Source organism: Enterobacter sp. A8 (assembly GCF_004296595.1).
GTDB lineage: Bacteria > Pseudomonadota > Gammaproteobacteria > Enterobacterales > Enterobacteriaceae > Enterobacter > Enterobacter cloacae.
In genome coordinates this window covers 1-25,382 of record NZ_SCMF01000001.1, presented here as the reverse complement: position 1 = coordinate 25,382, position 25,382 = coordinate 1, and the positions used below count along the sequence as shown (strand labels likewise).

Below are 25,382 nucleotides of genomic sequence, written 5' to 3'. Positions count from 1 at the left end.
TATCCCCTGCAAATGACACGGATATGACAATCCCCTATTTTTTTTAAAACACTGTCGTCAGCCGTTTTTCCGCGTAAAGTAAGCAGGCTTACTATTCTGGCAAGGACTCCTCATGTTTGACCCTACACTGCTTATTCTACTGGCACTCGCTGCACTCGGCTTTATCAGCCATAACACCACCGTCGCCATCTCGATCCTGGTGTTGATCATTGTGCGCGTCACCCCGTTAAACACTTTTTTCCCGTGGATAGAAAAACAAGGCCTGACGATCGGGATAATCATTTTGACCATTGGGGTGATGGCCCCCATTGCCAGCGGCACGCTTCCGGCCTCAACGCTGCTGCACTCGTTTGTTAACTGGAAATCACTGGTGGCTATCGCGGTGGGGATTTTCGTGTCATGGCTGGGTGGTCGCGGCGTCACGTTGATGAGCAGCCAGCCCTCGCTGGTGGCTGGCCTGCTGGTGGGAACGGTGCTTGGCGTGGCGCTCTTTCGCGGCGTTCCGGTGGGCCCGCTCATTGCCGCCGGGCTGGTTTCGCTGTTTATTGGGAAGTCGTAGTCAGGCTGGCAATATAGCGCGCGGGCGTTTGCCCCAGCCCCTTTTTAAACATCGTAATAAAGGCGGTGGTGGAGTCATAACCAAGTGACTGCGCCACCTGCTGAACTGACTTCCCGCCAATCAGCAGCTGCAACGCCACAATCAACTGCAGCTGATGGCGCCAGCGGCGAAAGCTTAAACCCGTCTCTTTGACCACCAGCCGCGCCAGGTTTCGCTCGCTCATGGCAAAGTGGCTCGCCCATTGCGCCAGCGTCTGCCACGCAGCGGGCTCTTCCGCCATCTTTTCGCTCATCAACCGAATTTTAGGATGAGGGGAAACGGGCAGCTGTAAATGCTCCTGACGCTGAAGCGGCAGTTCATCAAACAGCACATCCACCAGACGCGAGGTGGTGGCAAGCGGCAGTTGCTCACGCGTTTTTCCCGCCAGCGACAGAATCAGCTCCCGCACCAGCGGCGATATTTTCAGGGTACAGCACCGGTCCGGCAGACTGACGGCACCAGGTTCAATAAACAAAAAGCAGAGCTGAGCGCCTGGCGTGGCCCTGTTGCTGTGGGGCATCTGCCCGGGGATCCACACGGCATACTGGGGCGGTACCATCAGCATGGCATTTTCTACCTCGCAGGTGATTGCACCACCCAGCGCCAGAATCAGCTGCCCTTTGCGGTGCTGATGGAGCGGAATATATTGCTCCTGCGCTACCACGCGGATGCGAAACGCGACCGCGGCATCGAATTGGCTATCGGGATCGTAGCCGTCGAGTCCCAGACCGTTCATCAGGTTGTCCGATATTAGCGATAAACTGTCATTTTAGCCTGATTTCAACCACGGCGAAAATCGGTATTGTGTGCGCTCGCCTGAACGTATGAGAAAACAATGACTACTGCTACTCGCAAAGGCGCGCTGCTGATCGCCGGCATTCTGATGATTGCCACGACGCTTCGCGTCACCTTTACCGGCGCAGCGCCGCTGCTCGATACCATTCGCCTTGAATATGGATTAACCACCGCGCAAACCGGCCTGCTAACCACCCTGCCACTATTAGCGTTTGCCCTTGTCTCGCCGCTTGCCGCGGGCGTAGCTAGGCGTATCGGCATGGAGCGCAGCCTGTTCCTCGCCCTGCTGCTGATCTGCGCCGGGATTGCCGTGCGCTCTCTGCCCTCTGCGGCCCTGCTGTTTACCGGCACGGCGGTGATCGGTTGCGGTATCGCGCTCGGGAATGTGCTATTACCGGGCTTAATCAAACGCGACTTTCCCGGCCAGGTTGCCCGCCTTACCGGGGCCTATTCCCTGACGATGGGCGTTTCGGCGGCGCTCGGTTCGGCGCTGATTGTTCCTCTCGCCCAGGGAGCCGCAGGCTGGCATGGCGCGCTGCTAATGCTGATGATCTTTCCCCTGCTGGCGCTGCTGCTCTGGCTGCCGCAGTGGCGCCAGAAGCAGGTCGCTACGGTGACGGGTGCAGGGGCGCTGCACAACCGCGCCATATGGCGTTCTGCCCTCGCCTGGCAGGTGACGCTCTTTCTCGGCATTAACTCGCTGATTTACTACGTCATCATCGGCTGGTTACCCGCGATATTACTCAGCCACGGCTACAGCGAAGCGCAGGCAGGCTCCATGCACGGGCTCTTACAGCTGGCCACGGCCATTCCGGGCCTTGCCGTACCGCTGATCCTGCATCGCCTGAATGATCAACGCGGGATCGCCGGCGCCGTAGCCCTGATGTGCGCAGTAAGTGCGGCCGGTTTCTGGTTTGCACCGGATTTGGCAGTCGTGTGGACGCTGGTGTTTGGCTTTGGCACCGGAGCAACGATGATCCTCGGTCTGACGTTCATCGGCCTGCGCGCCAGCTCTGCTCATCAGGCGGCGGCACTGTCCGGTATGGCGCAGTCGATTGGTTATCTGCTAGCCGCCTGCGGGCCTCCGCTGATGGGGAAAATTCACGATACCGCCGGTGACTGGCAGATCCCCCTTCTGGCCTGCGCGCTGGCCTCGGTGGTGATGGCCATCTGCGGCATGCTTGCCGGGCGCGACCGGGAGATCACGCCCCGCTAAAAACAGTGGCAGACCTGACGGTCTGCCTGTTATTTATCCTCGTGCCGCACGCAGCATCGCCTCTACTAACACCACCGGACGCCCCGCCAGCGCTGCACGCTCGTGCTGGAATAAGGTAATCACGAAGAACGGATGGGTGACTAGCTCTGCGGCACGGATTTCCCCCTGCTCGTCCCAGCCCGTCACGCGCATATCACCGCTCTCCAGCTCTTGCGCAAATTCCGGGGATACGCCGTAGTTGCAGTGATATCCCTCTTCAATTTCCGGCTTGCCGTAGGCTTTCGCAATAAGCGTGTTGTTGCGCAGTTCAATCGCATCGGTTTTTTCCACCAGCGAGCAGGTCAGCGGCGCAATCACCATTGAGCCTTCGGTGTCCGTTTCGGCGTGCGCCGCATCGCTCCAGCCGAGCACATTACGCGCATACTCAATCAATGCATGCTGGAAACCGCCGCAGGTGCCGAGAAACGGAATGCTGTTTTGGCGCGCGTAGCGTGCAGCGATAAAGGCGGCTTCGGTGTTTTTGTAGGGGCTTGCAGGAACCAGCCAGATGGCATCGTAACCCACCAGGTCTTCAGGGCTGGTCAGCTCCGTCGTCGCTAGCCAGTCGTAATCAGCGGTGAGATCCAGTACTGCAGCAGCATCATCAATGGCCAACGGGATCGCCTGGTGCGCAATCACATCGGGATTGTAATCGCCAACCAGCGCAATGCGCAGCGTCGTTTTAACCGGGAGGTGTTCCATGAAAGGTTCCTTATGCCAGAGTATTATCAGATAACATAAGGAACCTCAGACTACCGATCTTCTGCAATAATCACAATACCTTAAATTGGGAGGGGGAAATGATGATTCAGTGCAAGCGCGTCTATGAACAGGCAGCCCCGGAGGATGGTTATCGGGTGCTGGTGGACAGACTGTGGCCGCGAGGGGTGAAAAAAGCAGACCTTGTGCATAATGAATGGTGCAAGGCGCTCACGCCTTCTGACGGGTTACGTAAGGCCTTTCACAGTGAAACCATTGATTTCGCTGCCTTCAGCCTGGCGTATAGGGAAGAGCTGGCGCAGCATAAAGACGATGGTTTGCGTCTTGCAACCCTCGCCAGACAGCAAACCTTAACCCTTCTCTACGCCGCGAAAAATACCGAACAGAATCACGCAATGGTCTTAGCCGACTGGCTGCGCCATCTGTGATTAGCTGGCCGTCAGCGCATCGAAGGTTTGCGGTGCCTCATCCGGCGTGAGCGGCAGCAGATGTTCGGCGCGCACAAACGCAAAACCGTGCTGATTATCAAAGGCGTAGACATCGCCAGTTACCAGCCAGAGCGCGCGATCCGCTGTCGCAGGCAGCTGCGTCATCACGCCATTAACCGGGTTAACAAAGCGCTGGCCGGGCTGGCAAAGGCCAAACAACTCAACGGATTTACCCACATTGCGACGGCCTGAGGCCGTGCGGGCACCAATGATCAACGCCATGCTGCCCGGTTTAAGCTGAAACATACTTCTCTCACGATAACGGTGGCCAGAAACTGGCTAAGAATAATCCTAAAGAGAAGTGTATCGCAATCTTTGTCCTGCTGTCACCTGGCGGGTTGCGGATGATCGCGGCGGTAGAGCTCCCATTCATCGATCACTTCGCCACCGGGCAATTTACACTCCGTACGCACGCCCTGCGGGCTCTGGATTGGGATCTACTCTCCCCCTTTTTCCAGACAATAGACAGAGGCAGGGTTAGCCATCCCCACCCTATGCGGCGGCGGTGGGGCAACAGGTGGAGACGTTTTTGTGGTACAGGCCGCCAGGGGTAGCGCGAGAGCCAAAAGCAGAAATCTCATCGTGTTGATCCTTTTTACATCATCAGAAGATAAGGGTAACGGGTCGCCGTCGCTTTCTCCATCATTTCTCCATTTTAACTGCACTTTTCAACACTATAGTGAGGCGTGTTCTCCTTATGACCAGAGAACATCATTCCGTAATCAAGATGTCTTTGCCCCGGTCTCAACAACGGGGCCTTTTTCTCCCCTGCCTGCTTCTGGTGGATATATAAAATTCTCACCATTCATGTTTTACTATGGCTGAAGTCGAAATTTTCAGCATAACATGCAGATGCAGACGTCTTGTGCATGGGAGTCAACCTACGTCATGTCAGATATCATCCTGGCCCGAGTGTCAGAAACGCTCACCACGGAACAATCCCTTGAAAGTCTCGTTCGCCAGTTGCTGGAGATGCTGGAACTTGTGACCGAAATGGAGTCGACCTACCTGACGAAGGTCGATATCAATGCCCGTCTTCAGCATATTTTGTATGCCCGAAACAGTAAGCAGATGCAGATCCCGGAGGGACTAAGCGTGCCCTGGGGCGATACATTGTGCAAACGTGCGCTGGACAGTGACACCATTTTCAGTAACGAGGTTCCTGAACGCTGGGCGGATTGCGATGCCGCAAAAGCGCTCGGTATTACCACGTACATGAGCGTGCCGGTTCACCTGGCGGATGGTTCCCTGTACGGCACGCTCTGTGCGACCAGCACGGAAAAGAAGCTGCTCAGTGAACGCGGCGAACACGTGCTAAAACTCTTTGCCGGGCTGATTGCCCAGTATATTCAGAAAGAGTCGTTGCTTTCTCAACTTCGAGAAGCGAATGCAGCGCTCATCGCCTATTCCTTTACCGACGTTCTCACCGGTTTACCCAACCGCCGCGCCATCTTTGAAGATCTCAATACCCTGTTTTCTTTAGGCCGCCACCTTAAACGCAACGTAATTATCGCTTTTATCGATCTGGATGATTTTAAACGGATTAACGACCAGTACGGGCATGAAGCAGGCGATCAATTCCTCATTGAAGTCGGCAAACGTCTGTCAGATGGAAAGACCGAAGACGAGATTATCGGCCGCCTGGGGGGCGATGAGTTCCTGGTAGCCTGCCTGAGTAAAGCGGAAAATCAGGCTGATGAGGGCCAGATTAACCTGCTCAGGGCGCGGCTTCTCGACCGGATTGCCGGCCAATACGGGTTGGGCAGTGTGAGTATTGTGTACCCGGGTGCAAGCCTGGGAGTTGTCGAAGTTGATCCTGCCGGGATGGATCCGGACAGCGCATTACGCGTCGCGGATGTTGCGATGTATCAGGATAAAAAGGGTAAAGGCAAAACGCGCTTTCACGTTTTGGATTAACCCCGTACACTCTACGGCATTCTGAAAACCAAAACAGGTGATGGCATGAGAATAGGGATCCTCTTCCCGGTCGTTATTTTTATAACGGCGGTGGTTTTTTTAGCATGGTTTTTTGTCGGTGGTTACGCGGCTCCGGGAGCATAAATGAGAAAAACCACCCTCATTATGCTGCTCGTCGCCATCGTCGCCGTTGCTGGCACGCAATTTGGCTGGTGGTAACACCGCAACGTAAAAAGGCCGCCATCTGGCAGCCTTTTTTAACGCTTATCAAACTTAGCTTTTGATTTTTCTGTAGATAAACAGAACAACCAGCGCGCCGATCACGGCGACAGCAAAACTGCCGAAGTTGAAACCGTCAACTTTGCCAAACCCGAACAGCGTACTGATCCAGCCGCCGACGACCGCGCCGACAATACCCAGTATCACGGTAACGATAAAACCACCGCCATCTTTGCCCGGCATGATCCACTTCGCCAGAATACCCGCAATAAGCCCAAAGATAATCCAGGATAAAATTCCCATAACTTTCCTCTCTGTATGGTTTTTGTCATTAAATCAACGACACAAAAAGGATAGCACAGGATCCGGGAAAGGAAATTTGTGATTAGTATCACAGCGAGAGAGTGCGCATTTAGTATCCAAAACCGCACCACACGAAATGTGGGGTTGCAACTTAAGATGAGAAAGATTATCTTTCTCAACACTGAATAGTTGAGTTAAACGCTCAGGTATTCAGTACGACATTGCTCACATTGCTTCCAGTATTTTTGCCCACGCTTTAGTGGGCATTTTTTTGCCCGCTTACACGGCGATAAAGGCATAGCGGTTGCGTCCTGCGCGTTTTGCCTGATAGAGCGCCTGGTCAGCCGCAATAATAATGTTCTGCTGGCTGCCTGCAATGTCAACGGCACGTGCGGTTGACACCCCGACGCTGACCGTTACCCGTCCAAAGGGGCTAAAGGCATGCTCAATATGCAGTGAAAATACATTGCGGATGATCGTCTGGGCCAGGCGGATGGCTTCCTGAATATCGGCGTCTGGCAGGATCAGCGCAAACTCTTCGCCGCCATAACGCGCCACAAGCTGGTTGTTGCGGGTAAGGCTCTCTCTGAGGCTATTCCCCAGTAGGGTAAGGCATCGGTCTCCTTCTGGGTGACCGTAGTTATCATTGTATTTTTTGAAATAATCGACATCGACAATGAGGATAGAAATTGGCGTGTCGTTATCCGCACACGCGGCGATTTCAGACAGAATTTTTTCATCAAACGTGCGGCGGTTGAAAAGCCCCGTCAGCGCATCTTCAGAGGCTATTATCTTGAGCTCTTTGTTATCTCTGGTTTTTCTGGACAGATCCGAATAGAGAAAATAAGACGCGACGATAAGCGCCACGGTAAAAATAAGAATGAGTACGGCGAGCTGAATGGCCTGCTTACGCCAGGCTGCAAGTGCTTCTTCTTTACTCACTGCAACGGTGGTAACCAATCCGTAACGTTTGTTTTTCTCAAAAGCGAAAATGCGTTCGACTTTATCAAACCGCGAAACCGAGCTGGCAATCCCGGAATTTTGTACCTTCAGGTATTCTCTGAACAGGGGTGAGTCTGAAACAATCGCGCCAATGTAGTTATTTTTAAACGGATAGCGAACCAGCAACACGCCGGATTGTGTCGTGAGGCCAATGACACCAGCATGGCCAATATTAATCTGCCCGTACAGTGCCAGAAAATTTTCGATTCCAAGCGTCACCACGACAACGCCGTTAAAGTCTCCGGTCTGCGTTTCAAGCCGTCGACTGATCGTAATCACCCATTTCCCGTTCGTTCTGCTCACGACCGGCTGGCCAATAAAAATCTGCTGACTTTTATTTTCCTTGTGATAGATAAAAAACGATCTGTCAGCCCCTTTTCGCGGCCCGGAAAAACGTCCGTACAATGCCGTAAAGATGTCACCATTGACATCGTAAATAACCACATTGTTAATCTGGCTAAGAAGATTATCCTGATTTTCTATTATCCGCTGAATATTGGTCGCCTGTTCCGGGGTCATACCATAAATGTCGATCATGTCTGAAATGGTGGTGATCAGCATTTCGCTTTGACGCATGATCCCCTCAGTATAAACATCCAGGGTATGGCTCAGGTTAGCAACGCCGGTATTAATTTGCTGAATTGACTGCTGTCTGGACGTGGTAATTTGGACCGCAAGCGACAACGAGATGATCAACGAGACAATGATGACAGTAATGGTTGTTGTGTAAAAAGTATTTTTCACATGCACGAGCTTTTCCACCTTATCACGCCTGACATCCCTGGCTGACAACTCGTGTCACTGTAACAAAGGTCAGGATAAGAGGAAAATAAATTGCACTTAAGCGCACAATAAGAAGCGGTTATTATTTTGCTTCACGAAAATTTGCGTCAGGGTTATTACGGAGATCCCTGGCACCTGCCGTTCTCCCCCGTGAGTACCAGGCTTGTACCCTGCCCCGGCTGTGTTAAGATTCACCCCATCAGGGAGCTGACAGGATAACCGGAAAATGAAAAAAATCATTGCCGTTGCTATCGTATCAACGATTCTGGTCATTCTGTCTCTGTATGCGGTGAACGCGGTTATCATCAGCCAGCAGAAGGATAAACAGCGTGAGATCGCCCAGACGCTTTTGCACTATTCCGAAGGATTATCCGAAAGCATCGCGCTGGCCCTTAAAGAGGTAACAACCCGAGGCTGCGATCAAATCAGCCTTGATCGCTACAGAAAGCTAAAACTCGACAGCCCCTATTTTTCCGATATCGGTTTTGTTGAAAATGGGCAAGTCGTCTGTACTGCCTTTTGGGGTAAGCTCGCCACTCCAGTCCCTCTACCGACAGAACTCCATAAAACACCAAGAGGCTTTCTGTTAGCGCAGTTTTCGAGAAAAGATTTTTTCACTGGCAACGCGGCAATCTATAATAATGTAATTATTTTCACCTCGCGTTATGCCTACGATAAATTCACGCCGGTTACGGCAAACTATGCGCTGAGTACCACGACGAAAGATTTCGACCGGACATTTTTCTCGGTTAAGCCAGATATCATAAAACACCACTGGCCAGATTCAGCGCTTTTTACCCTGACCCTGACGCAGTGCAGCACGCGATGGGACATATGCGTTACGGTGAAGCATTACGACGCGGGCCTGGCTTCGCTCCCCATTGTGGTGTTTATTCTTCTGACGACTATTCTGTGTTTTATCTGGACCGCAATCTCGTTGTTTTTCATGCGCATTTACGAAGATCGCTTCTCACTGGAGCGAACGCTGGTTAAGGCGGTAAAAAACAATTCTATCAGCGTTAACTACCAGCCGATTATACGTATCCAGGATAAAAGCATTGTCGGGGTAGAAGTGCTGTCGAGATGGCGCGATTATCATCGCACCGATGTCTCCCCGGAACTGTTTATTCCTTTAATTAAGAAAATTGGGCTGTACCGACAGTATTATATTAATATTATTGAAAAATCGCTGTCTGAGATCGCACCGCTTGCCATTAAACATCAGCTGATGATTTCGCTGAACGTTGGGCGAACGGAGATAGAAGATGGACAGTTTATCCAGACGTTACGTCGTGAATGTGCATTTAATCACATCCCCCTGTCTTTGATAAAAGTGGAACTTTCAGAAAAAGCGGTATCCAGTGCGGATATTCTGGAAGGATTTTGTCTGGAGCTAAAAAAACTTGGGGTGAGAATATCGATAGACGATTTCGGCGTGAAAAACTCAAACCTGGACCGACTCTCTCTGCTGGAATATGACGAAATCAAAATCGATAAGTCGCTGGTGGACGGTATCAATGAACATTATAAGCAGAATATTTTTGCTATTTTTTGCGATGCGCTTGCCAGGCTCAACAAAACGCTCGTTTTCGAAGGGGTGGAAAGTGAAACCCAGTATCATTTTATTGCGGACAGGTATCCTGACGCTCTGATCCAGGGGTGGTACTTTTCAAAATCACTGACACGCAGTGAACTGGCGAAGAAACTTACGATGAGAATGCCCTTGCGGGCTACTCGTTCCCCCACTGATTAAGGAAATTCGCAATATCATCGATGCGTACCGTGCGGATCCCCGCCTCACTGGCCATTTCCTGCTGGGCTTCCTCGCTGATTTCCTCGTTGTTCGTTAACCGCGTCAGCAGCAGCTGGAAATAGTACGCCAGCGCGTCATGCTCTGACTCACTGACTGGCTCAGCGGTTTCCGTCGAATACTCGTCGACGATGTCATAATATTTAAGCGGAATATCGTTGTTCATAAACAGTCTCTCGTCTGTCATTTAGCGGGTGATGCACCGAGTATAGCGGACGCATTACGTTGACCAAAGTATTAGATAAGCAGCGCAAGTAAGGCAGCGAGAGCCGGCATAGCCTGAACATAGAGGATTTTTCGGCTGGCAGTCGCTGCGCCAAAAATTCCGGCAAGTAGCACGCAGCTCAGGAAAAAGACGGTCACAGGGACACCGCGCTCTCCGAGCCAGAGTCCCCAGAGCAGACCCGCCGCCAGAAAACCGTTATACAGCCCCTGATTCGCAGCAAGTACGCGGGTGTCTCGCGCAAAATCGGGCGTGAGATTGAAAGCCTTTTGCCCGGTTTTGGTGTTCCACAGGAACATCTCCAGCACCAGAATATAGAGATGGATTAACGCAACAATAACGATAAGTACAGTGGCTAACATGAGGCTGTCTCACACAGTCAGTGGCAAAATAAATGCCGTCCCATCGGACGGCATTTTAGTATTAACGAACCAGATGCAGGAAGTGCAGATGTTTTTCGTACTGGTCCAGTATGTCATTGATAAGCTGTTCCTGATTCCAGCCCATCACATCATAGTTCTGACCGCCCTCTTTCAGATACACTTCAGCGCGATAATAGCGGTGTTGCTCTGCCTGTTGCTCGTCATTATCCATAGCGGCAAGAGCAAAAGTTGGCGAATTATAGCCACGTAGCCTCACTTCATAAATAAAGTTCAGCTCATTGCCTAAATCAACTTCAAGCCGGAGACGATCGTCAGCCGCATCATTGATATGACTCAACGTCCCCTGCTTGTTCAGTTCTTCCTGAACCAACGTCATGGCAGGCTGGATAACGTCGTCCATAAACCGTTTCACCAGAGAACGTTTCGGCAGATAGGCAATATTGCGCAACCTTCTCTGCCACGGAATAGGGTTACGTGCGGCAGTCGGCGCAATCGTCGCCATGCTCAGACTTTCACGTTTGGTCAAATCCCGACGCAGGGCTTTTAACAGTCCGTATATTGAGATCAATAAGATCACGGAGAACGGTAATGCGCTCGCTATTGTCACGGTTTGCAGCGCGCTTAGCCCACCCGCAATCAGCAGTGCAATGGCCACAATCCCCATGAGCGAGGCCCAGAAAATTCGCTGCCATACAGGCGTGTTAGCGACGCCACCCGATGCCAGCGTATCAACAACCATCGCCCCAGAGTCAGCCGAGGTGACAAAGAAGACAATGACCATCGCCATTGCAATAAATGACAACACTGAGGAAAACGGGAAATGTTCAAGGAAATTAAACAGGGCCAGCGCGACATCCTGCTGGACGGTATTTGCCAGGTCTGTTGCTCCCTGATTCATGATGAGATAAATGGCGCTGTTACCAAACACCGTCATCCACATGAGGGTAAAACCTGCGGGAACAAACAGCACGCCCGTAACAAACTCACGAATTGTCCTGCCACGGGATACGCGCGCGATGAACATACCGACAAACGGCGACCAGGAAAGCCACCATCCCCAGTACAACAGCGTCCAGCCACCAAGCCAGTTGCTTGATTTCGGTTCGTAGGCGTAAAGGTTAAAGGTTTTACTCACTAATTCCGAAAGATAACCGCCGGTATTTTCGACAAAAGATTTCAGTAAAAGTACGGTTGGTCCAAGACACAGCACAAGCGCCAGAAGTAAAACAGCCAGACCCAGATTGAGTTCAGAGAGGATACGTATTCCCTTGTCCAGACCGGACACCACTGAAATCGTCGCTAACCCCGTAATCACCACAATCAGAATGACCTGCACCGTTTCATTGATGGGCACTCCAAAAAGGTGGTTCAGACCGGCATTAACCTGCAAAACACCGTAACCCAGCGATGTGGCAACGCCAAAGACCGTCCCTATCACCGCAAAAATATCGACTGCATGGCCGACAGGACCGTAGATGCGATCGCCGATGATGGGATAGAGTGCGGAACGCAGCGTTAATGGCAAACCGTGACGGTAGCTGAAGAATGCCAGAATCAGCGCCACTATGGCATAGATGGCCCATGCATGCAGTCCCCAGTGGAAGAACGTCAGGCGCATGGCTTCTTTCGCTGCGGCTACGGTTTCAGGGGTGCCGACGGGTGGCGAAAGGTAATGCATTACCGGTTCGGCAACGCCAAAGAACATCAGGCCGATCCCCATCCCTGCCGAAAACAGCATCGCAAACCAGGAATGGTAGCTGAAATCAGGCTGGGCATGATCCGGCCCCAGTTTGATATCACCGTAACGCGAAAGACCGAGGAAAGTAACACTCAGTAAAATCAGGGCGACAGCAAGAATGTAGAACCAGCTGGCATTGGTGAATATCTGTTGCTGCAGGAGTTTGAATTTTTTGTCGGCCAGATCCGGGAATACTGCGGCAAAGGCGACAAGAAGGAAAATTAACAAAGCAGATGTGAAGAATACCGCTTTGTTAATCTGGCTTGTAGACTTCTTTGGGATAGTATCATTTTCACTCATAATCAATTCATTCCATTATCGTAGACCGCCCCGGTTGAGAGGCGTTACCTCTCATAGAGTAGCAAAATTCAACACCCCAGGGGGACAATAATCTGAATGAATGTCAGGGTGATATAAACTGTCCGGTGACGATCGCCGCGTTATCAATAAAGCCTGCGGGGTGGACATCGGGATTTACCGATTTGCAACGTGCCGGCAGCATGTACCAGATCCGCTAACGTACGAACCTGCATTTTATCCATCACCCTGCGTCGATGTACCTTCACCGTAATTTCTGTTATGCCCAGTTCCGATGCGATTTGTTTATTTTGCAAGCCATTAATTGCCAGCTCAAAAATCTGTTTCTCACGTCGCGTCAACGCCTGGTAATTTTTGCACAGTTCAAATAACCGTTGCTGTTCCAGAAAATGGTTTGTCGCGTCGATCAATACCTCATTCACCACGCGCAAAAGTTGTTCAGGTTCGACCGGTTTGGTCAAAAAATCCCGGGCGCCTGCTTTCATTGCCCGAACGCAGGAAGGGATGGAGCCGCTCTTCGTCAGAATGAGTACCGGTATAGCGCATCCACGCGCTTTGAGTGCATCCATCACGTCAAAGCCATTCATACGCGGAAGGTTTAATTCAAGGATTAAGCATGAAGGATGATCAACGATGGGAGAGGATAAAAATTCTTCGGCATTACTGAAGTCAAACGTCTGATAGCCCGCGGCTGTTAAGAACTGAACAACAAACGACCGATATGCATCATCATCATCGATAACATAAATAACCTCTTCCATATCAATTTCTCCTGATTAAATCTTTCAGGGACATAATACGAACAGTTGCGTCCATTCCCAAAGTATTTATGACTGCTAACGTCATGCCGGATATCTTTTCCACACCAACAGTAGGTAAAATCAAACAAGCCAACCATTCGTCAACCGTCAGGCTTATTGACTGCGAGTAGCATCAGGACAATCCGAAAAAAAACTGAACTTTCACAACATTCGCTTTCGAGTGTGAATCTGTCCGCGCCACACTTTTATATTCAGAGGACGACATGATATTGACGGATGGTCAGCCAATCATCAGCTCAGTCACGCCCTTGATAAGCCAACAATAGCCGCTCATTCGCAGCCAGAATTTGAAGGGTTCGTTGTAAAAAGCCGCTTTCTGAAACTTCCGGGGGACATCCCCATCATGGCGCTAAAAGCGCGCCGGAAAGCAGTTTCATCGCTATATCCGCAAATATTTGCGATCTGTGAAATAGTCTTTCCTGGGCTTTCAAGAAGCACAGATGCAGTTTCAATACGAACCCGCGTAATGAAGTCTTTCGGACTTTCCTGGATGAGCGTTTTCATTTTACGGTTCAGCGTGCGGGTCGTCATATTCAGAGCTGCAGCAAGTTGCTTTACCGTCATTGCAGGGTTCTGATAACGAAGCAGACTCTCTGCTTTAGTCAGTAGAGGATGTCTTGAGTTAAGAAAACCTGCGGGCGCATAAATTTGCTGTGACAAAGGCTGGCTGTCAGCAACGGCCATGTCAGCTGTCAATTTTGCCAGCTCATTACCAGCATGATTGCGTACGAGGTATATAACCAGATCGACCCATGAAAGCGGGCCGCCCGCGGTTATCACATTGTCTTGTTCTGCCAGGGTTTTTCCCCATATGGGTTTTGCAAGTGGATAGCGTTCAGCGAAAGTTGGATATAACCACCACGTAGTGGTGCAGACCCGTCCGTTGAGCAAACCCGCCTCTCCCAGCACAAAACCGCCCGCACATGCTGAGGCAATACAGCTTCCCTCTGAATATTTAACTTTCAACCACTCGGCCGCATTCGATACAGCTGCTTTGTCAGCCGGAAATCTTTGCTCATCCAACTGCATACCGCTGGCAATGATCAGCTCGAAGTTGTCAGGTTCATTAAATGAGCCATCACTTTCGATGATTCGTCCCTGAACGTCCCTGACGGGCTGCCCATCCGCGGTAATCGTCCTGACGTCAAAAAATGGATCAGCCCTGGATAATTCAGGGCTCACTGTAGGGTTTAGCCTGATCACCTGATTCGCCAGCCAAAACATATCAGCCAGCCCTGCCAGCGCCGAACGCATGTTGCCCGGAAGCGCAAGTAACGCAACTCGCATTTTAACCCCAGTGCCGAAGAATGTCTTATTTCGCATGTTACCTGTCATTAATGACACTTCATACCCCCTGTCAGCATGATTACACTGCCTGAAACTGAGAAATACGGGAAATACAGTTATGCGTAAGCAAAATTTAATGTCGGTCGCGCTGCGAAAAGGAGTATTTGCTTTGTGTCTTTTATTTATGAGCAACCCGCCGCTTCTGGCACAGGATTCGGGTGTAAAAAATATCGTGCTGGTTCACGGTGCCTTTGCTGACGGATCGAACTGGTCAGCCGTCATCGCTCTCCTGCAGGACCGGGGCTACCACGTTACTGCTGTTCAGAATCCCCTGACATCCTTACGAGAGGATGTGGCTGCAACAGAGCGTGTACTTGAGCGTCAAAATGGTAACGTACTGCTCGTTGGCCATTCATGGGCAGGGGCGGTGATCACCCAGGCTGGTAATGCGAATAACGTAAAGGGGCTCGTCTATTTGTCCGCCCTTGTTCCGGACAGCAATCAGTCTGTTTCTGACGCACTTGCGCACTTCAATGCCCCCATGAAAGGTATGGAAGCCGATAAAAACGGCCTCATCTGGCTTGATAAGCCACAGTTGTTTCATCAGGTTATGGCTAATGAGCTAAGCATGAAACAGAGCCTTCTGATTTCTGCGGTGCAACAGCCTATCGCCGCTGCCGCTTTTAACGAAAAAGTGAACGCGGCAGCCTGGAGAGAGAAACCCTCCTGGTATCTCATCACAGAAAACGATAACGCGCTGAATCCGTTAGTACAGGCAAATTTTGCCCGTGAAGCAGGCGCACATATCACACGAATTCACTCAGATCATCTATCCATGATTTCTCATCCCAAAGAGGTTGCAGCACTGATTGTAAATGCTGCGCAGAGTATTCACTGACCCTTACACAACAGGACGATATGCAATGAAAATTCTCCATCTTGATTCAAGTATCAATTATGAATTTTCAGTAACCCGACAGTTGTCGGCTGAAACAGTGAAACAACTGATGGCAACCAGTCAGGGGAATCAACTGACTTACCGGGATCTTGTAAAAGACGAAATCAGCCATCTCACCGGGGAAATCGCTGCAGAATTCAGGCCTGTTACCGGACGACCCGCAACTACAACGCGTCTGGACTCTGAGCGAGAATTATCAAATGCTCTGGTCTCTGAGTTTCTTGAAAGCGACGTAATTGTTATCGGAGCGCCAATGTACAACTTTTCTGTTCCCAGCCAATTAAAAGCCTGGATGGACAGAATCGCGCAGCCAGGGAAAACCTTCAGCTACACCCCAACAGGCCCTGTTGGTCTTGCGGGGGAAAAAAGAGTCTTCATAGCCTCAGCCCGGGGTGGTTTTTATGCCGGTACGGCATTTGAAGAAATGGACTTTCAGGAGCAATTTCTGCGTAAGTTTCTGGGCTTCCTGGGGATTTCAAATGTTGTGTTTGTCCGGGCTGAAGGCGCATCTAAAGGGGAGGAAGTAAAGCTCAGAGAACTATCCCGTGCTTTCTCTTTAATACCACAAGCCATTAATACCGTTTCTGCCGCTAAGGAATAAACCATGTTGCACGCCGTCACGCTGACTTACCTGACACAACCTGATGCGATTTCTGATCATCTTGACGCACATAAACAATGGCTGCTGAGGGGGTTTGATGAAGGAGTGATTCTTTTTGCCGGCCCGCTCAGCAATGGTGCTGGCGGCTTCATTCTTTTTCAGGGGGATAACATCAGCAATATTCATAACTTTCTTCAGGATGACCCCTTTATAATTCATAACATTGCAGATGCCGAAGTAATGAGTATTGAGCCGGCGTTATGCGCGCTGGGATTCCCAAAAAAATGGGCGGAGAACGCTCGTTTCATCTGACCATTAATCACTGTAAAGCGTCCTGAAACCTATGAAATGAGTCTGTTTCATGTATTTCGAGGACGCTTTTATTTGTCATTAAACAGCGCGCCATTAAGAATAAATCTTAGAAGCATTTTTTATTTAGCTCAGTTTTGAGGCTGCCTTTTTTTAGCTTCCATCTGATTTTTTCATTCCAAATAACCTCCGAAAATACACATAAATAATTTTAAACATCTCGATGTGGACTGATAATATAAATCCCTGCATAAACAAATAGTTAATAACTGTCAGAGAAAAAACTTCAGTAATGATAACCGCTGATGCAGCACCAATCAATCCGAACCTGATAGAAAAGAAATAAGAAAGCACCAGACTTAAAACCAATATAAATATAGTCTTCCATAATAAAAACCTATACCCAGAAAATTTAATTATTATTTTTGATGAAGCCATGCCAAGTGTAGACAATAATGTTGAGAAACATAACAAAATGCAGGGTGTTATTGACTCCTTATAGGATTCCCCGTATAGATAGAGAATTGCAAAATTTATTAAAAATGTAATCACCAACATTACCGGAATAGACGACAAAATGATATTTAAATGTAACCTGGCACCTAATTTAATTATTTTTTGATTATTTTTCTCTCGAAATACAGATGGAAGACAAGAAGTCAACAATGATAATAAAATGAAACTCCAACTCGTTGCAATGCTTTGAGAAACTGAATAAATACCGACATCACGATTACCATATAAAAAAGAGATTATAAGCACATTCAACCTTGGATAGATTGATGAAATGATTGAAGGAATAACAAGAATGCTGCCCGCATAACTCAGATGGAATAATCTTTTTTTTAGTACACTATACTTAATTGTTACCATCCTTTTATATTGTTTTCTAAATACATATAATTTTAGAAAATAAGGAATGGCACTTATTATTATTAGAGGCAATCCAAAATAGATAATCGGCACTTTATATCTAACCATTAATGCCCTGGCTACTAAGCCGAAAATAAGGCCAACTACGTTTGCAATAGCATTAATTCTTGAGTTCAGTAGTGACTCGTTAAAACTTGTGTAAGTATCAATAGTATAAAAATAATACGCCAAACAGATTGACAGCACTAATGTCATACCTGTTAAATCCATTCTCATATTTAAAAACATTATGCAAATACTTGCAAAAATGATAAATATTATACTTCTCAACACAAATACAGGCATCATTAATTGTATGCCGCCAATCAAGTTTGTGCTTATCCTTTTATAGAATATACTATCGCTGCCAAACACCCCTACAACCTGAACAATTTGAAAAATTGCAGTTGCAATTGCTATTTGCCCAATTACCACAGGCCCCAGGTATTTAGCCACCAAAGCATTTATAAAGAAAAGGCCCACTACGCCGATTGTTTTTTCTGCAATCATCCACAAGAAATTTTTTTGAGTTTTGCTTAACACTTACTCAACCTCATTTAAATATTCATTTCTCTTCATCATCTTTATAAAGCAAATCTATAAATTGAGTTACATCCATACTTTTTTTATTCAACCGAATAAAATAAAAAACAGCTACCATTAGTATCAATAAAGCTATGCATAACAATAGAAACAACATATCGAGCCCCCGTGTTAATACTCAGCCCAACTTAAAAAAGAGATGATTTTTTAAGTGCCAAGCATCAATCCATATAGAATTAATGAGTTGTTTTGCGCAATACCGATAAAAAGTAAAGAGTCGTATATCATCCCTATATAGAAATAAATTTCCATATAAATGATTAACTCTAAAAATCACGCTCAAATAACATAAAGCCATCTTCGAATCGACTATTAACAATGATAGGTTGATAAAATCTTAAGAACTCAGCACTTACTTTTGATGATCTGGCCTATAAAAAATTAAATTATGTATAATTACACAAACACATATTTAAATTTAAACTTGCCATCTTCTAAAAAGGTTATATGATTACCTAACATCAAACTTTAAGAATGAAAATAGTAGCTGAGGCTTCACACCATGTTTAACCATATCTTAGAGATTGTTGAAGGATCTAACAAGTTTATGCGCATTTATGCGTCAAATGGACAACGAATAAACTTCATGCTTAATAATAAACCACATGTATACTTTCTCACTGAAGGTAGAGTAGACATTTATAGAAAAGCAGACGATATTTTAATTTTCACTGTATATGCGCCTTATATTCTAGGGATAATCTTTATGTTCGAAAAGGATGATTACCATTACTTTCGAGCTTCAACGGATGCAACTTTCACAGCAATTTCAACTGTGGAATTGGATTGTTTGGCTGATAGTAATAACTTGTGGAAACATTTTTTCTTAATGACTTGTGAAATCACTTTAAACTTTTTCAAAAGAGACCAGAGATTTTCATCAAAAAATGCCTACGATATTATAAAAAACAATTTAGAAGCCATATGGGAATTACCAGAGAATGAAAGATCTCAAATTTCAGTGTTCAAGTTCATTTTGTCCAGAAGCTCAATTTCTCGTAGTTCCTTAAATAAAGTTTTAAAAGATTTGAATGATGGTGGATATATTAACATTCACAGAGGAAAGCTTCTAAACATCAAAAACTTACCATTAAAATATTAATCATTTAGGAGGCAGAAATATCTTTCGCCATAATGGTGTTGTTTCTGATGCAATTCTTTTGTTTTCATTGATGCGATAATTAGCATAAAAACAATAAATTGAAAATGGAATCAATACCATTATCGTTAAAATAGATATTATGTTATACGTGTTCATACAACCCTTCTTTTGTTGCCAAAGCATACATATACAATTCATGCCTATTCTTCAGGTTTAATTTTTGCAAAATATTACGCCTATGAGAGCTGATTGTCTTTTTTGTTATGTTAAGCATAATAGCAATTTTGTCATCTGTTGCTCCCTCAGAAAATAAAGTTAACAGCAGGGTCTCTTTCGATGATAACTTTTTAAAATAAAGTGCATTGTGAAGATAATCTTGATTTGTTAAATCATTAAAACACTCTATATATTTATCCAAATCATAATTACATGGCAAAATTAACGTTTTTTCCGGTCTATATTTTGAAACTGCGTAACAATGTAAGAAATTATCTGTAATGATTATATCTTGAGTATGATACTTATGATAAAAAATAAGAGCTGGAAGCTTAGCGGTTTGCTCAACGTTATATGTGTAAGATTCAAATACTTTAGAATCGTAAATGAGTTCCCTGATGCCGTAATATAAAAAATAGTTATCAGTAATAACATATATTCTTATTATTTTTTTTGATATCATTTCATTCACCTTGAAAGTCAGAACAAATATCCTATCCCAATGATGAAAGTATCTATTTCTTTGTTATCAACAAGACCCAATTCATATCCTGTATTTAATTGAATATTGTCTGTTAAGTTGTAAAACAAACCAGTACCAAAAGCTGCCCCATAAATCTCATGACTTTGATCAGGTTTCATTTTTGAACCACAAGAAATACCAGCAAGTCCATAAAAATTTATATCTTGTGTGATATTAATAGCGAGCCCCGGCATAATTGATGCGTATTTGTTTTTCAAATAAGAGTTCCCGGAACCGCTGGTATTCTGTATATAAGTACCTGATGCGACCAGTGCAAAATTACCCATATCGTGTTTAAATATCACATTCATGCCATGCATCTTTTCGGCCCCACTCTCTTTGCCTGCAGCATAATTTATAGACATTGAATTACTGGCAAATACTGGCATGGTAAAAGCGCCAAAAAAAAGAAAAGCAGCTGCTAGATTAAATTTATGCATAGTTCCTCCAATAATTTCTCTTAAATATACAGAGATAAAATTGTGTTACCAGCATATAAATACACATGCAAAAGTTTTAATTGCACAACAAAATGTTTATTTTTATATATTGACTAAGGCTACTGACACGAACCAGTCATTCCTGGATAAAGTATTTTAAGGAAATGAAATTCGGGATTGTTTATTTTTGATACATGAGGAAGTAAAATGCGCATACAGTTGATATATTTACAGTAGAGAATATACCCTACCGTAAATTGTTGTGGCAGATACAGAGAGAACTGGAAATAACATCTGCTTAAAAAAGGGTTTTGATAAGCTCTTGATAACCATCCGAAAAATAATAATAAAAACGTGAGCCAATCGGCTCCCGTTGTTGTATAACCCAGCTAATAGATTACATATTCGCGATAATCGCGTCACCAAACTCTGAACATTTCAGCAGCTTAGCGCCTTCCATCAGACGTTCGAAGTCGTAGGTTACGGTTTTCGCGTTAATCGCACCTTCCATACCTTTGACGATCAGGTCTGCGGCTTCGAACCATTCCATATGACGCAGCAGTATTTCAACAAGGCGAAAGTAATTAATTGATTTTTAGAGGAATCTATCATAACTGGAGTTCTAGTCAAGCATTTTAAACCTTAACCTAACCCATTGATTAATTTCGATGAAGTTTGGGTTTTGATAACCTCTTTTTGGCAATCCTCAATTATGAAACGCATCCCAAGCCCATTAGTTCTTCTTGCCAGTTTTAACATTGATAGTTTTTGATTGTATGTCGGAAAATAAACGTTCATAGACTAATTGAATCCGAGCCTTATCGGAATCGGTGTGAGCTGCACGATTTACATACTCTAAAATTTCACGTGCCAAAATATGTACAGCATCTTCAAACTCGTGTGGCCAACTACTTCCTAACATTGAAAGCCCTTTAAGCACTCTCCTTTGGATCTCACTCATACCGGCACCATCACGGGCAATAGGTAAGAAAAAGTCTTCCAGTAGCTCCCTGTTCTGAAGTGGCGCAACATGTATTGAAGGATATGTCACTTCAGTTTCATCAGATTTATTCTGCGCATAAGCGGATAGTATTCGTACACCTCTGCCAATGACATCAATTGCGGTGCCAGGATCGTTCACTGCCGGTGAAAGGGCCCTGCAGGCTATTTCAGCCATAACACTAAGACAAAATCGGGGATCCTGAGAAAATGAACGTACATCTGAGACGATGATTGTATCAAGCAGGTCTTTACTGATTAATGGCCCCTGCCCCTGACTCAGATACAAAACTGGCATCGACGGGTGTATGAAGCTGCCTGGCTGTGCTACAAGATATACATGTCGAGGATCCTCAGTTAGCAACCTGCTGAGTTTCAGCATATCAATATATTCAACATAGCCAATTATCTCCGGATAAACTGCAACCGTTCCGTTTGGTTGTTCATTGTTCTCAAGCCATGGATATCCGCCCAGATATGGACTTTTAGCTCTTTCAACAAATGTTTCGATTGCTGCCTGTTCCACCTTTGCTGTCGTCTCACCAACCCTTCCTAGAGAGGTCAAATGCTGTATCCAACGAAGCAATGTGATGAGGATTAAGGCAATCACTACCAGTGTGACAACGAATAAAATGACTCTCCCCCTTTCTCCGTAGGCTCCCATATTAAGGGCAATGATCCCAACCAGACTGAAGAGAAAGGAACCTATGAAAGTGGCCAGTACATTTTGTGTGGTTACGTCTTCAACAACTAAACGCGTTGCTCTTGGCGTTACATTAGTGGTAGCAGATCCGTACGCTGTGACCATGATACTCAGAGAAAATGTGGTAACAGCTAACATACTCGATGCCAGTATGTTCAGAATGTTATCCACTGCTTCTGCGCCAACCTTCACTGATACCGACTCAGGGATCATTGATTTAAAAAGAATAGATAATAGGGCCGTCATTATTGCTACAATTGCGAATAACCCTGCCCTGAACCATAGTTTTTTAAATATCTGCTTCAAAATCCATTGCCAGCGTGAGATCATATTGCATTACCTCGTATAGTGGCTGATAAAAATAAAATGCCACCCCTTAGGGTGGCATATGGATATTAACGAACCAGGTGCAGGAAGTGCAGATGTTTTTCGTACTGGTCGAGTATGTCATTAATCAGCTGTTCCTGATTCCAGCCCATCACATCATAATTTTGACCGCCTTCTTTGAGATAAACCTCTGCGCGATAATATCGATGTTGCTCAGCCTGCTGCTCATCATTATCCATCGCAGCCAGGGCGAAGGTTGGCGAGTTATACCCGCGAAGCCTCACTTCATAAATATAGTTCAGTTCGTTACCCAGATCGACTTCAAGGCGAATACGATCGTCGGCAGCGTCATTGATGTGGCTAATCGTTCCCTGCTTGTTGAGTTCTTCCTGAACCAGCGTCATGGCGGGCTGGATAACCTCATCCATAAAGCGTTTCACAAGAGAACGCTTAGGCAGATAAGCGATATTACGCAACCTTCTCTGCCAAGGAATAGGGTTACGTGCAGCCGTCGGCGCAATAGTTGCCATGCTCAGGCTTTCACGCTTTGTCAAATCCCGTCTCAGGGCTTTTAACAGTCCGTATATGGATACCAGTAAGATCACTGAGAAGGGTAATGCACTCGCGATTGTCACCGTTTGCAGTGCGCTTAGCCCACCCGCAATCAGAAGTGCAATTGCAACAATCCCCATAAGCGACGCCCAGAAGATGCGTTGCCAGACTGGTGTGTTTGCCACCCCACCTGATGCCAGCGTATCCACAACCATTGCCCCGGAGTCAGCAGACGTGACAAAGAAGACGATGACCATCGCCATTGCAATAAATGACAGCACGGAGGAGAACGGGAAATGCTCCAGGAAATTAAACAGGGCTAGCGCGACATCCTGCTGAACGGTATTGGCGAGGTCAGTCGCCCCCTGGTTCATAATGAGATAGATTGCGCTGTTACCAAACACCGTCATCCACATGAGCGTAAAGCCGGCGGGAACAAACAGCACACCGGTAACAAACTCGCGAATGGTTCGACCGCGAGAGACTCTTGCGATGAACATCCCCACAAACGGCGACCATGAAAGCCACCATCCCCAGTACAATAATGTCCAGCCCCCCAGCCAGTTGCTCGACTTAGGTTCATATGCGTAAAGGTTGAAGGTTTTACTCACCAGCTCCGAAAGATAACCGCCCGTATTTTCCACAAATGACTTCAGCAGAAGCACGGATGGTCCCAGACACAGGACCAGCGCCAGCAGCAACACCGCCAGGCCCAGGTTGAGCTCAGAAAGAATGCGTATTCCCTTGTCCAGGCCGGACACAACCGAAATTGTCGCTAACCCCGTGATGACAACGATCAGGATGACCTGCACCGTTTCATTGATGGGCACCCCGAAAAGATGATTCAAACCAGCATTCACCTGCAAAACACCGTACCCCAGCGATGTCGCAACGCCAAAGACCGTGCCGATAACGGCGAAAATATCTACCGCATGGCCTATAGGCCCATATATGCGATCGCCAATAATGGGATAGAGTGCGGAACGCAGCGTTAAAGGCAGACCGTGACGGTAACTGAAAAAGGCCAGGATCAAAGCCACGATCGCATAGATTGCCCATGCATGCAGGCCCCAGTGGAAGAACGTCAGGCGCATTGCTTCCTTCGCTGCCGCAACTGTCTCCGGGGTGCCAACGGGAGGTGAAAGATAATGCATCACCGGTTCAGCAACGCCAAAGAACATCAGGCCGATCCCCATCCCTGCCGAGAAAAGCATCGCAAACCAGGAGTGATAGCTGAAATCAGGCTGCGCATGGTCCGGACCCAGCTTGATATCTCCGTAGCGAGAGAGTCCCAGGAAGGTGACGCTCAGTAAAATGAGGGCCACCGCAAGGATGTAGAACCAGCTGGCATTCGTGAAGATTTGTTGCTGTAGAAGTTTAAAATTTTTGTCGGCGACATCCGGGAATACAGCGGCAAAGGCGACAAGAAGGAAAATTAACAAAGCAGATGTAAAGAATACCGCTTTGTTAATCTGGCTTTTGGACTGCTTTGGGATTGTATCATTTTCACTCATAATTATTCATTCCATTAACTTAGATCCACTTAAGATGAAAGGCATTACCTCTCATAGAGTAGCAAAAACTAGCAGTAAATGGGGCATATAATCAGAAGTCATGTTGTGGTTATATTCTCATATGCTTTCTCCGATTTGGTCTGCTGTAATACTCTCTCATCATAATTGTTGAAAGTCACAAGACTGAGGCACGTATAAAGACTTAAATCAGCTTAGATACAGGAAATTTTTTTATAGCGTGCAAACTGCCACGTCATAAATTATTGCTACCTGCTTTCTTTCAACACCATTTGATATGAGCCGCCCGGCCTGCGCCCATTGTTCAGCAGTTAACTTCGGACGCCTGCCGCCGATCCGCCCCTTTTCCCTCGCAACCGCCAAACCCTCCCGAGTGCGTTCCACTATCAACTCCCCCTCCGTTTCTGCTAGAGCTGACATAATATGAAAAATGAAATGCCCCATCGAACTTGAGGTGTCAATGCTGTCAGTTAGGCTCTTAAAGTGAATGCCCCGCTGACGGAGTTCGTCAACCAGTAGCACCAGATTACGCATGCTTCGCCCGAGGCGATCCGGCTTCCAAACCACCAGCGAATCCGCCTCATTCAGTGCCTTAAGAAGTTTTTTGAGTGCTGGCCGGTTTGCCACTGTTCCGCTCATTTTTTCTTCGAAAATTTGTTCACATCCTGCGCGTTCGAGCGCTTGCCGCTGAAGATCCGTATTTTGGTCATTTGTTGACACCCTTACATATCCAATTTGCATATTTTTCACCCAATTATTTCTGCAAAAAAATCAGGTGACGTTATCGGCCTGGACGCTTGAGAGCAATCTATAAAACGTCGGTTTGGGAACATCGGCCACGAAGGATACTGGCACCTCAAATGGCAATGTTATTCAGGTCGGTGGTTTTGGCATCGGCGCTGATTCGTCTTTGGCTTCTCAACTGGCAAGCCTGACCGATGGTTA

The 25,382-nt window shown here is 47.0% G+C and carries 25 protein-coding genes and 3 pseudogenes; 10 read left to right on the top strand and 18 right to left on the bottom strand.

Features of this window, described 5'->3' with window-relative positions; translation table 11 throughout:
• Positions 1-112: 112 nt before the first annotated feature.
• Entirely contained in the window at positions 113-559 is a 447-nt protein-coding gene (locus EQV24_RS00150; RefSeq protein ID WP_008500737.1) for a DUF441 domain-containing protein, read from the top strand.
• Here the strand turns inward: EQV24_RS00150 and EQV24_RS00145 are convergent.
• On the bottom strand, positions 543-1,334 hold the full coding sequence (locus EQV24_RS00145; RefSeq protein WP_038419134.1) for a helix-turn-helix transcriptional regulator: 792 nt from the start codon (positions 1,332-1,334) through the stop codon (positions 543-545). The two genes, EQV24_RS00150 and EQV24_RS00145, sit on opposite strands and share 17 nt — an antisense overlap.
• 99 nt (positions 1,335-1,433) lie before the next feature.
• Between EQV24_RS00145 and EQV24_RS00140 the strand changes: the two genes are divergently transcribed.
• Entirely contained in the window at positions 1,434-2,609 is a 1,176-nt protein-coding gene (locus EQV24_RS00140) for a CynX/NimT family MFS transporter (protein WP_013097065.1), read from the top strand.
• 33 nt (positions 2,610-2,642) lie between these two features.
• Here the strand turns inward: EQV24_RS00140 and EQV24_RS00135 are convergent, their stop codons facing one another.
• On the bottom strand, positions 2,643-3,350 hold the full coding sequence (locus tag EQV24_RS00135) for a CTP synthase (RefSeq protein WP_130625993.1): 708 nt from the start codon (positions 3,348-3,350) through the stop codon (positions 2,643-2,645).
• 101 nt (positions 3,351-3,451) lie between these two features.
• Here EQV24_RS00135 and EQV24_RS00130 point away from each other — a divergent pair, with 101 nt between their 5' ends.
• The gene (locus EQV24_RS00130) at positions 3,452-3,796 is read left to right on the top strand and encodes a DUF488 domain-containing protein (RefSeq protein ID WP_130626400.1); all 345 of its coding nucleotides are present in this window, start codon (positions 3,452-3,454) and stop codon (positions 3,794-3,796) included.
• Here the strand turns inward: EQV24_RS00130 and EQV24_RS00125 are convergent, their stop codons facing one another.
• Complete coding sequence (locus tag EQV24_RS00125; RefSeq protein ID WP_013097068.1) at positions 3,797-4,102, bottom strand: hypothetical protein; 306 nt, start codon at positions 4,100-4,102, stop codon at positions 3,797-3,799.
• Positions 4,103-4,182: 80 nt separating this feature from the next.
• A pseudogene (locus EQV24_RS00120) lies at positions 4,183-4,437 on the bottom strand (DUF333 domain-containing protein).
• A gap of 307 nt (positions 4,438-4,744) precedes the next feature.
• Here EQV24_RS00120 and EQV24_RS00115 point away from each other — a divergent pair.
• Both EQV24_RS00115 and EQV24_RS00110 read left to right on the top strand, forming a co-directional pair.
• Complete coding sequence (locus EQV24_RS00115) at positions 4,745-5,773, top strand: sensor domain-containing diguanylate cyclase (RefSeq protein ID WP_130625992.1); 1,029 nt, start codon at positions 4,745-4,747, stop codon at positions 5,771-5,773.
• 45 nt (positions 5,774-5,818) lie between these two features.
• Positions 5,819-5,917 carry a YoaK family small membrane protein gene (locus EQV24_RS00110; protein ID WP_014883431.1) on the top strand — a complete coding sequence of 33 codons (99 nt, stop codon included), beginning with the start codon at positions 5,819-5,821 and terminating at the stop codon, positions 5,915-5,917.
• A 129-nt stretch (positions 5,918-6,046) separates the two neighbouring features.
• Here the strand turns inward: EQV24_RS00110 and EQV24_RS00100 are convergent, their stop codons facing one another.
• Entirely contained in the window at positions 6,047-6,295 is a 249-nt protein-coding gene (locus EQV24_RS00100; protein ID WP_008500746.1) for a GlsB/YeaQ/YmgE family stress response membrane protein, read from the bottom strand.
• Between the two features lie 279 nt (positions 6,296-6,574).
• On the bottom strand, positions 6,575-8,047 hold the full coding sequence (locus EQV24_RS00095) for a sensor domain-containing diguanylate cyclase (RefSeq protein ID WP_013097071.1): 1,473 nt from the start codon (positions 8,045-8,047) through the stop codon (positions 6,575-6,577).
• A gap of 259 nt (positions 8,048-8,306) precedes the next feature.
• Between EQV24_RS00095 and EQV24_RS00090 the strand changes: the two genes are divergently transcribed.
• Positions 8,307-9,833, top strand: a complete 1,527-nt coding sequence (locus EQV24_RS00090; protein WP_130625991.1) for an EAL domain-containing protein — start codon at positions 8,307-8,309, stop codon at positions 9,831-9,833.
• On the opposite strand, the gene EQV24_RS00085 is transcribed toward EQV24_RS00090, so the two are convergent.
• The 5 genes from EQV24_RS00085 to EQV24_RS00065 form a co-directional block, all read right to left on the bottom strand.
• The gene (locus EQV24_RS00085) at positions 9,811-10,056 is read right to left on the bottom strand and encodes a YmjA family protein (protein ID WP_013097073.1); all 246 of its coding nucleotides are present in this window, start codon (positions 10,054-10,056) and stop codon (positions 9,811-9,813) included. The two genes, EQV24_RS00090 and EQV24_RS00085, sit on opposite strands and share 23 nt — an antisense overlap.
• Before the next feature lie 71 nt (positions 10,057-10,127).
• Positions 10,128-10,475, bottom strand: coding sequence for a DUF1304 domain-containing protein (locus EQV24_RS00080; protein ID WP_130625990.1), 348 nt, complete (start codon positions 10,473-10,475; stop codon positions 10,128-10,130).
• 61 nt (positions 10,476-10,536) lie between these two features.
• Entirely contained in the window at positions 10,537-12,534 is a 1,998-nt protein-coding gene (betT, locus tag EQV24_RS00075) for a choline BCCT transporter BetT (protein WP_038979854.1), read from the bottom strand.
• 143 nt (positions 12,535-12,677) lie between these two features.
• Positions 12,678-13,313 carry a response regulator gene (locus EQV24_RS00070; RefSeq protein ID WP_029881986.1) on the bottom strand — a complete coding sequence of 212 codons (636 nt, stop codon included), beginning with the start codon at positions 13,311-13,313 and terminating at the stop codon, positions 12,678-12,680.
• A gap of 330 nt (positions 13,314-13,643) precedes the next feature.
• Entirely contained in the window at positions 13,644-14,708 is a 1,065-nt protein-coding gene (locus EQV24_RS00065; protein ID WP_130626399.1) for a helix-turn-helix domain-containing protein, read from the bottom strand.
• A gap of 70 nt (positions 14,709-14,778) precedes the next feature.
• Here EQV24_RS00065 and EQV24_RS00060 point away from each other — a divergent pair, with 70 nt between their 5' ends.
• The 3 genes from EQV24_RS00060 to EQV24_RS00050 are packed head-to-tail and all read left to right on the top strand — an operon-like array spanning position 14,779 to position 16,531.
• Positions 14,779-15,558 (top strand): alpha/beta hydrolase, encoded by a 780-nt coding sequence (locus EQV24_RS00060; RefSeq protein ID WP_100168565.1) that lies wholly within the window; start codon positions 14,779-14,781, stop codon positions 15,556-15,558.
• A gap of 25 nt (positions 15,559-15,583) precedes the next feature.
• Positions 15,584-16,219: an NAD(P)H-dependent oxidoreductase gene (locus EQV24_RS00055; protein WP_100168566.1), complete on the top strand. Its 636-nt coding sequence runs from the start codon at positions 15,584-15,586 to the stop codon at positions 16,217-16,219.
• 3 nt (positions 16,220-16,222) lie between these two features.
• Positions 16,223-16,531 (top strand): hypothetical protein, encoded by a 309-nt coding sequence (locus EQV24_RS00050; protein WP_029881982.1) that lies wholly within the window; start codon positions 16,223-16,225, stop codon positions 16,529-16,531.
• Positions 16,532-16,681: 150 nt separating this feature from the next.
• Here the strand turns inward: EQV24_RS00050 and EQV24_RS00045 are convergent, their stop codons facing one another.
• On the bottom strand, positions 16,682-17,983 hold the full coding sequence (locus tag EQV24_RS00045; RefSeq protein ID WP_243648997.1) for an oligosaccharide flippase family protein: 1,302 nt from the start codon (positions 17,981-17,983) through the stop codon (positions 16,682-16,684).
• Between the two features lie 562 nt (positions 17,984-18,545).
• On the opposite strand from EQV24_RS00045, the gene EQV24_RS00040 reads away from it, so the two are divergent.
• Positions 18,546-19,145 carry a helix-turn-helix domain-containing protein gene (locus EQV24_RS00040; protein ID WP_029881980.1) on the top strand — a complete coding sequence of 200 codons (600 nt, stop codon included), beginning with the start codon at positions 18,546-18,548 and terminating at the stop codon, positions 19,143-19,145.
• A gap of 142 nt (positions 19,146-19,287) precedes the next feature.
• Here EQV24_RS00040 and EQV24_RS00035 read toward each other — a convergent pair whose 3' ends face one another.
• The 6 genes and pseudogenes from EQV24_RS00035 to EQV24_RS00005 form a co-directional block, all read right to left on the bottom strand.
• Complete coding sequence (locus tag EQV24_RS00035; protein ID WP_048971511.1) at positions 19,288-19,824, bottom strand: helix-turn-helix transcriptional regulator; 537 nt, start codon at positions 19,822-19,824, stop codon at positions 19,288-19,290.
• A 17-nt stretch (positions 19,825-19,841) separates the two neighbouring features.
• Positions 19,842-20,324, bottom strand: coding sequence for an outer membrane beta-barrel protein (locus EQV24_RS00030; RefSeq protein WP_045902834.1), 483 nt, complete (start codon positions 20,322-20,324; stop codon positions 19,842-19,844).
• A gap of 397 nt (positions 20,325-20,721) precedes the next feature.
• Positions 20,722-20,892: pseudogene (locus EQV24_RS00025) on the bottom strand (NADP-dependent isocitrate dehydrogenase); the annotation flags it as partial.
• Between the two features lie 165 nt (positions 20,893-21,057).
• Positions 21,058-22,356, bottom strand: coding sequence for a DUF2254 domain-containing protein (locus EQV24_RS00020; RefSeq protein WP_130625989.1), 1,299 nt, complete (start codon positions 22,354-22,356; stop codon positions 21,058-21,060).
• A 65-nt stretch (positions 22,357-22,421) separates the two neighbouring features.
• Positions 22,422-24,419, bottom strand: coding sequence for a choline BCCT transporter BetT (gene betT / locus EQV24_RS00010; protein ID WP_058609078.1), 1,998 nt, complete (start codon positions 24,417-24,419; stop codon positions 22,422-22,424).
• Between the two features lie 202 nt (positions 24,420-24,621).
• Positions 24,622-25,178 (bottom strand): annotated as a pseudogene (locus tag EQV24_RS00005) (recombinase family protein).
• Positions 25,179-25,382 lie beyond the last annotated feature (204 nt).

What these genes read in the sequence shown, in the direction of transcription:
- EQV24_RS00055 (WP_100168566.1), top strand. Translation starts at nt 15,584, where the DNA reads ATGAAAATTCTCCATCTTGATTCAAGTATCAATTATGAATTTTCAGTA.
- EQV24_RS00050 (WP_029881982.1), top strand. Translation starts at nt 16,223, where the DNA reads ATGTTGCACGCCGTCACGCTGACTTACCTGACACAACCTGATGCGATT.
- EQV24_RS00090 (WP_130625991.1), top strand. Translation starts at nt 8,307, where the DNA reads ATGAAAAAAATCATTGCCGTTGCTATCGTATCAACGATTCTGGTCATT.
- EQV24_RS00110 (WP_014883431.1), top strand. Translation starts at nt 5,819, where the DNA reads ATGAGAATAGGGATCCTCTTCCCGGTCGTTATTTTTATAACGGCGGTG.
- EQV24_RS00115 (WP_130625992.1), top strand. Translation starts at nt 4,745, where the DNA reads ATGTCAGATATCATCCTGGCCCGAGTGTCAGAAACGCTCACCACGGAA.
- EQV24_RS00030 (WP_045902834.1), bottom strand. Translation starts at nt 20,324, where the DNA reads ATGCATAAATTTAATCTAGCAGCTGCTTTTCTTTTTTTTGGCGCTTTT.
- EQV24_RS00040 (WP_029881980.1), top strand. Translation starts at nt 18,546, where the DNA reads ATGTTTAACCATATCTTAGAGATTGTTGAAGGATCTAACAAGTTTATG.
- EQV24_RS00135 (WP_130625993.1), bottom strand. Translation starts at nt 3,350, where the DNA reads ATGGAACACCTCCCGGTTAAAACGACGCTGCGCATTGCGCTGGTTGGC.
- EQV24_RS00100 (WP_008500746.1), bottom strand. Translation starts at nt 6,295, where the DNA reads ATGGGAATTTTATCCTGGATTATCTTTGGGCTTATTGCGGGTATTCTG.
- betT (WP_058609078.1), bottom strand. Translation starts at nt 24,419, where the DNA reads ATGAGTGAAAATGATACAATCCCAAAGCAGTCCAAAAGCCAGATTAAC.
- EQV24_RS00130 (WP_130626400.1), top strand. Translation starts at nt 3,452, where the DNA reads ATGATTCAGTGCAAGCGCGTCTATGAACAGGCAGCCCCGGAGGATGGT.
- EQV24_RS00060 (WP_100168565.1), top strand. Translation starts at nt 14,779, where the DNA reads ATGCGTAAGCAAAATTTAATGTCGGTCGCGCTGCGAAAAGGAGTATTT.
- EQV24_RS00020 (WP_130625989.1), bottom strand. Translation starts at nt 22,356, where the DNA reads ATGATCTCACGCTGGCAATGGATTTTGAAGCAGATATTTAAAAAACTA.
- EQV24_RS00065 (WP_130626399.1), bottom strand. Translation starts at nt 14,708, where the DNA reads ATGACAGGTAACATGCGAAATAAGACATTCTTCGGCACTGGGGTTAAA.
- EQV24_RS00080 (WP_130625990.1), bottom strand. Translation starts at nt 10,475, where the DNA reads ATGTTAGCCACTGTACTTATCGTTATTGTTGCGTTAATCCATCTCTAT.
- EQV24_RS00070 (WP_029881986.1), bottom strand. Translation starts at nt 13,313, where the DNA reads ATGGAAGAGGTTATTTATGTTATCGATGATGATGATGCATATCGGTCG.
- EQV24_RS00035 (WP_048971511.1), bottom strand. Translation starts at nt 19,824, where the DNA reads ATGATATCAAAAAAAATAATAAGAATATATGTTATTACTGATAACTAT.
- betT (WP_038979854.1), bottom strand. Translation starts at nt 12,534, where the DNA reads ATGAGTGAAAATGATACTATCCCAAAGAAGTCTACAAGCCAGATTAAC.
- EQV24_RS00125 (WP_013097068.1), bottom strand. Translation starts at nt 4,102, where the DNA reads ATGTTTCAGCTTAAACCGGGCAGCATGGCGTTGATCATTGGTGCCCGC.
- EQV24_RS00085 (WP_013097073.1), bottom strand. Translation starts at nt 10,056, where the DNA reads ATGAACAACGATATTCCGCTTAAATATTATGACATCGTCGACGAGTAT.
- EQV24_RS00140 (WP_013097065.1), top strand. Translation starts at nt 1,434, where the DNA reads ATGACTACTGCTACTCGCAAAGGCGCGCTGCTGATCGCCGGCATTCTG.
- EQV24_RS00150 (WP_008500737.1), top strand. Translation starts at nt 113, where the DNA reads ATGTTTGACCCTACACTGCTTATTCTACTGGCACTCGCTGCACTCGGC.
- EQV24_RS00145 (WP_038419134.1), bottom strand. Translation starts at nt 1,334, where the DNA reads ATGAACGGTCTGGGACTCGACGGCTACGATCCCGATAGCCAATTCGAT.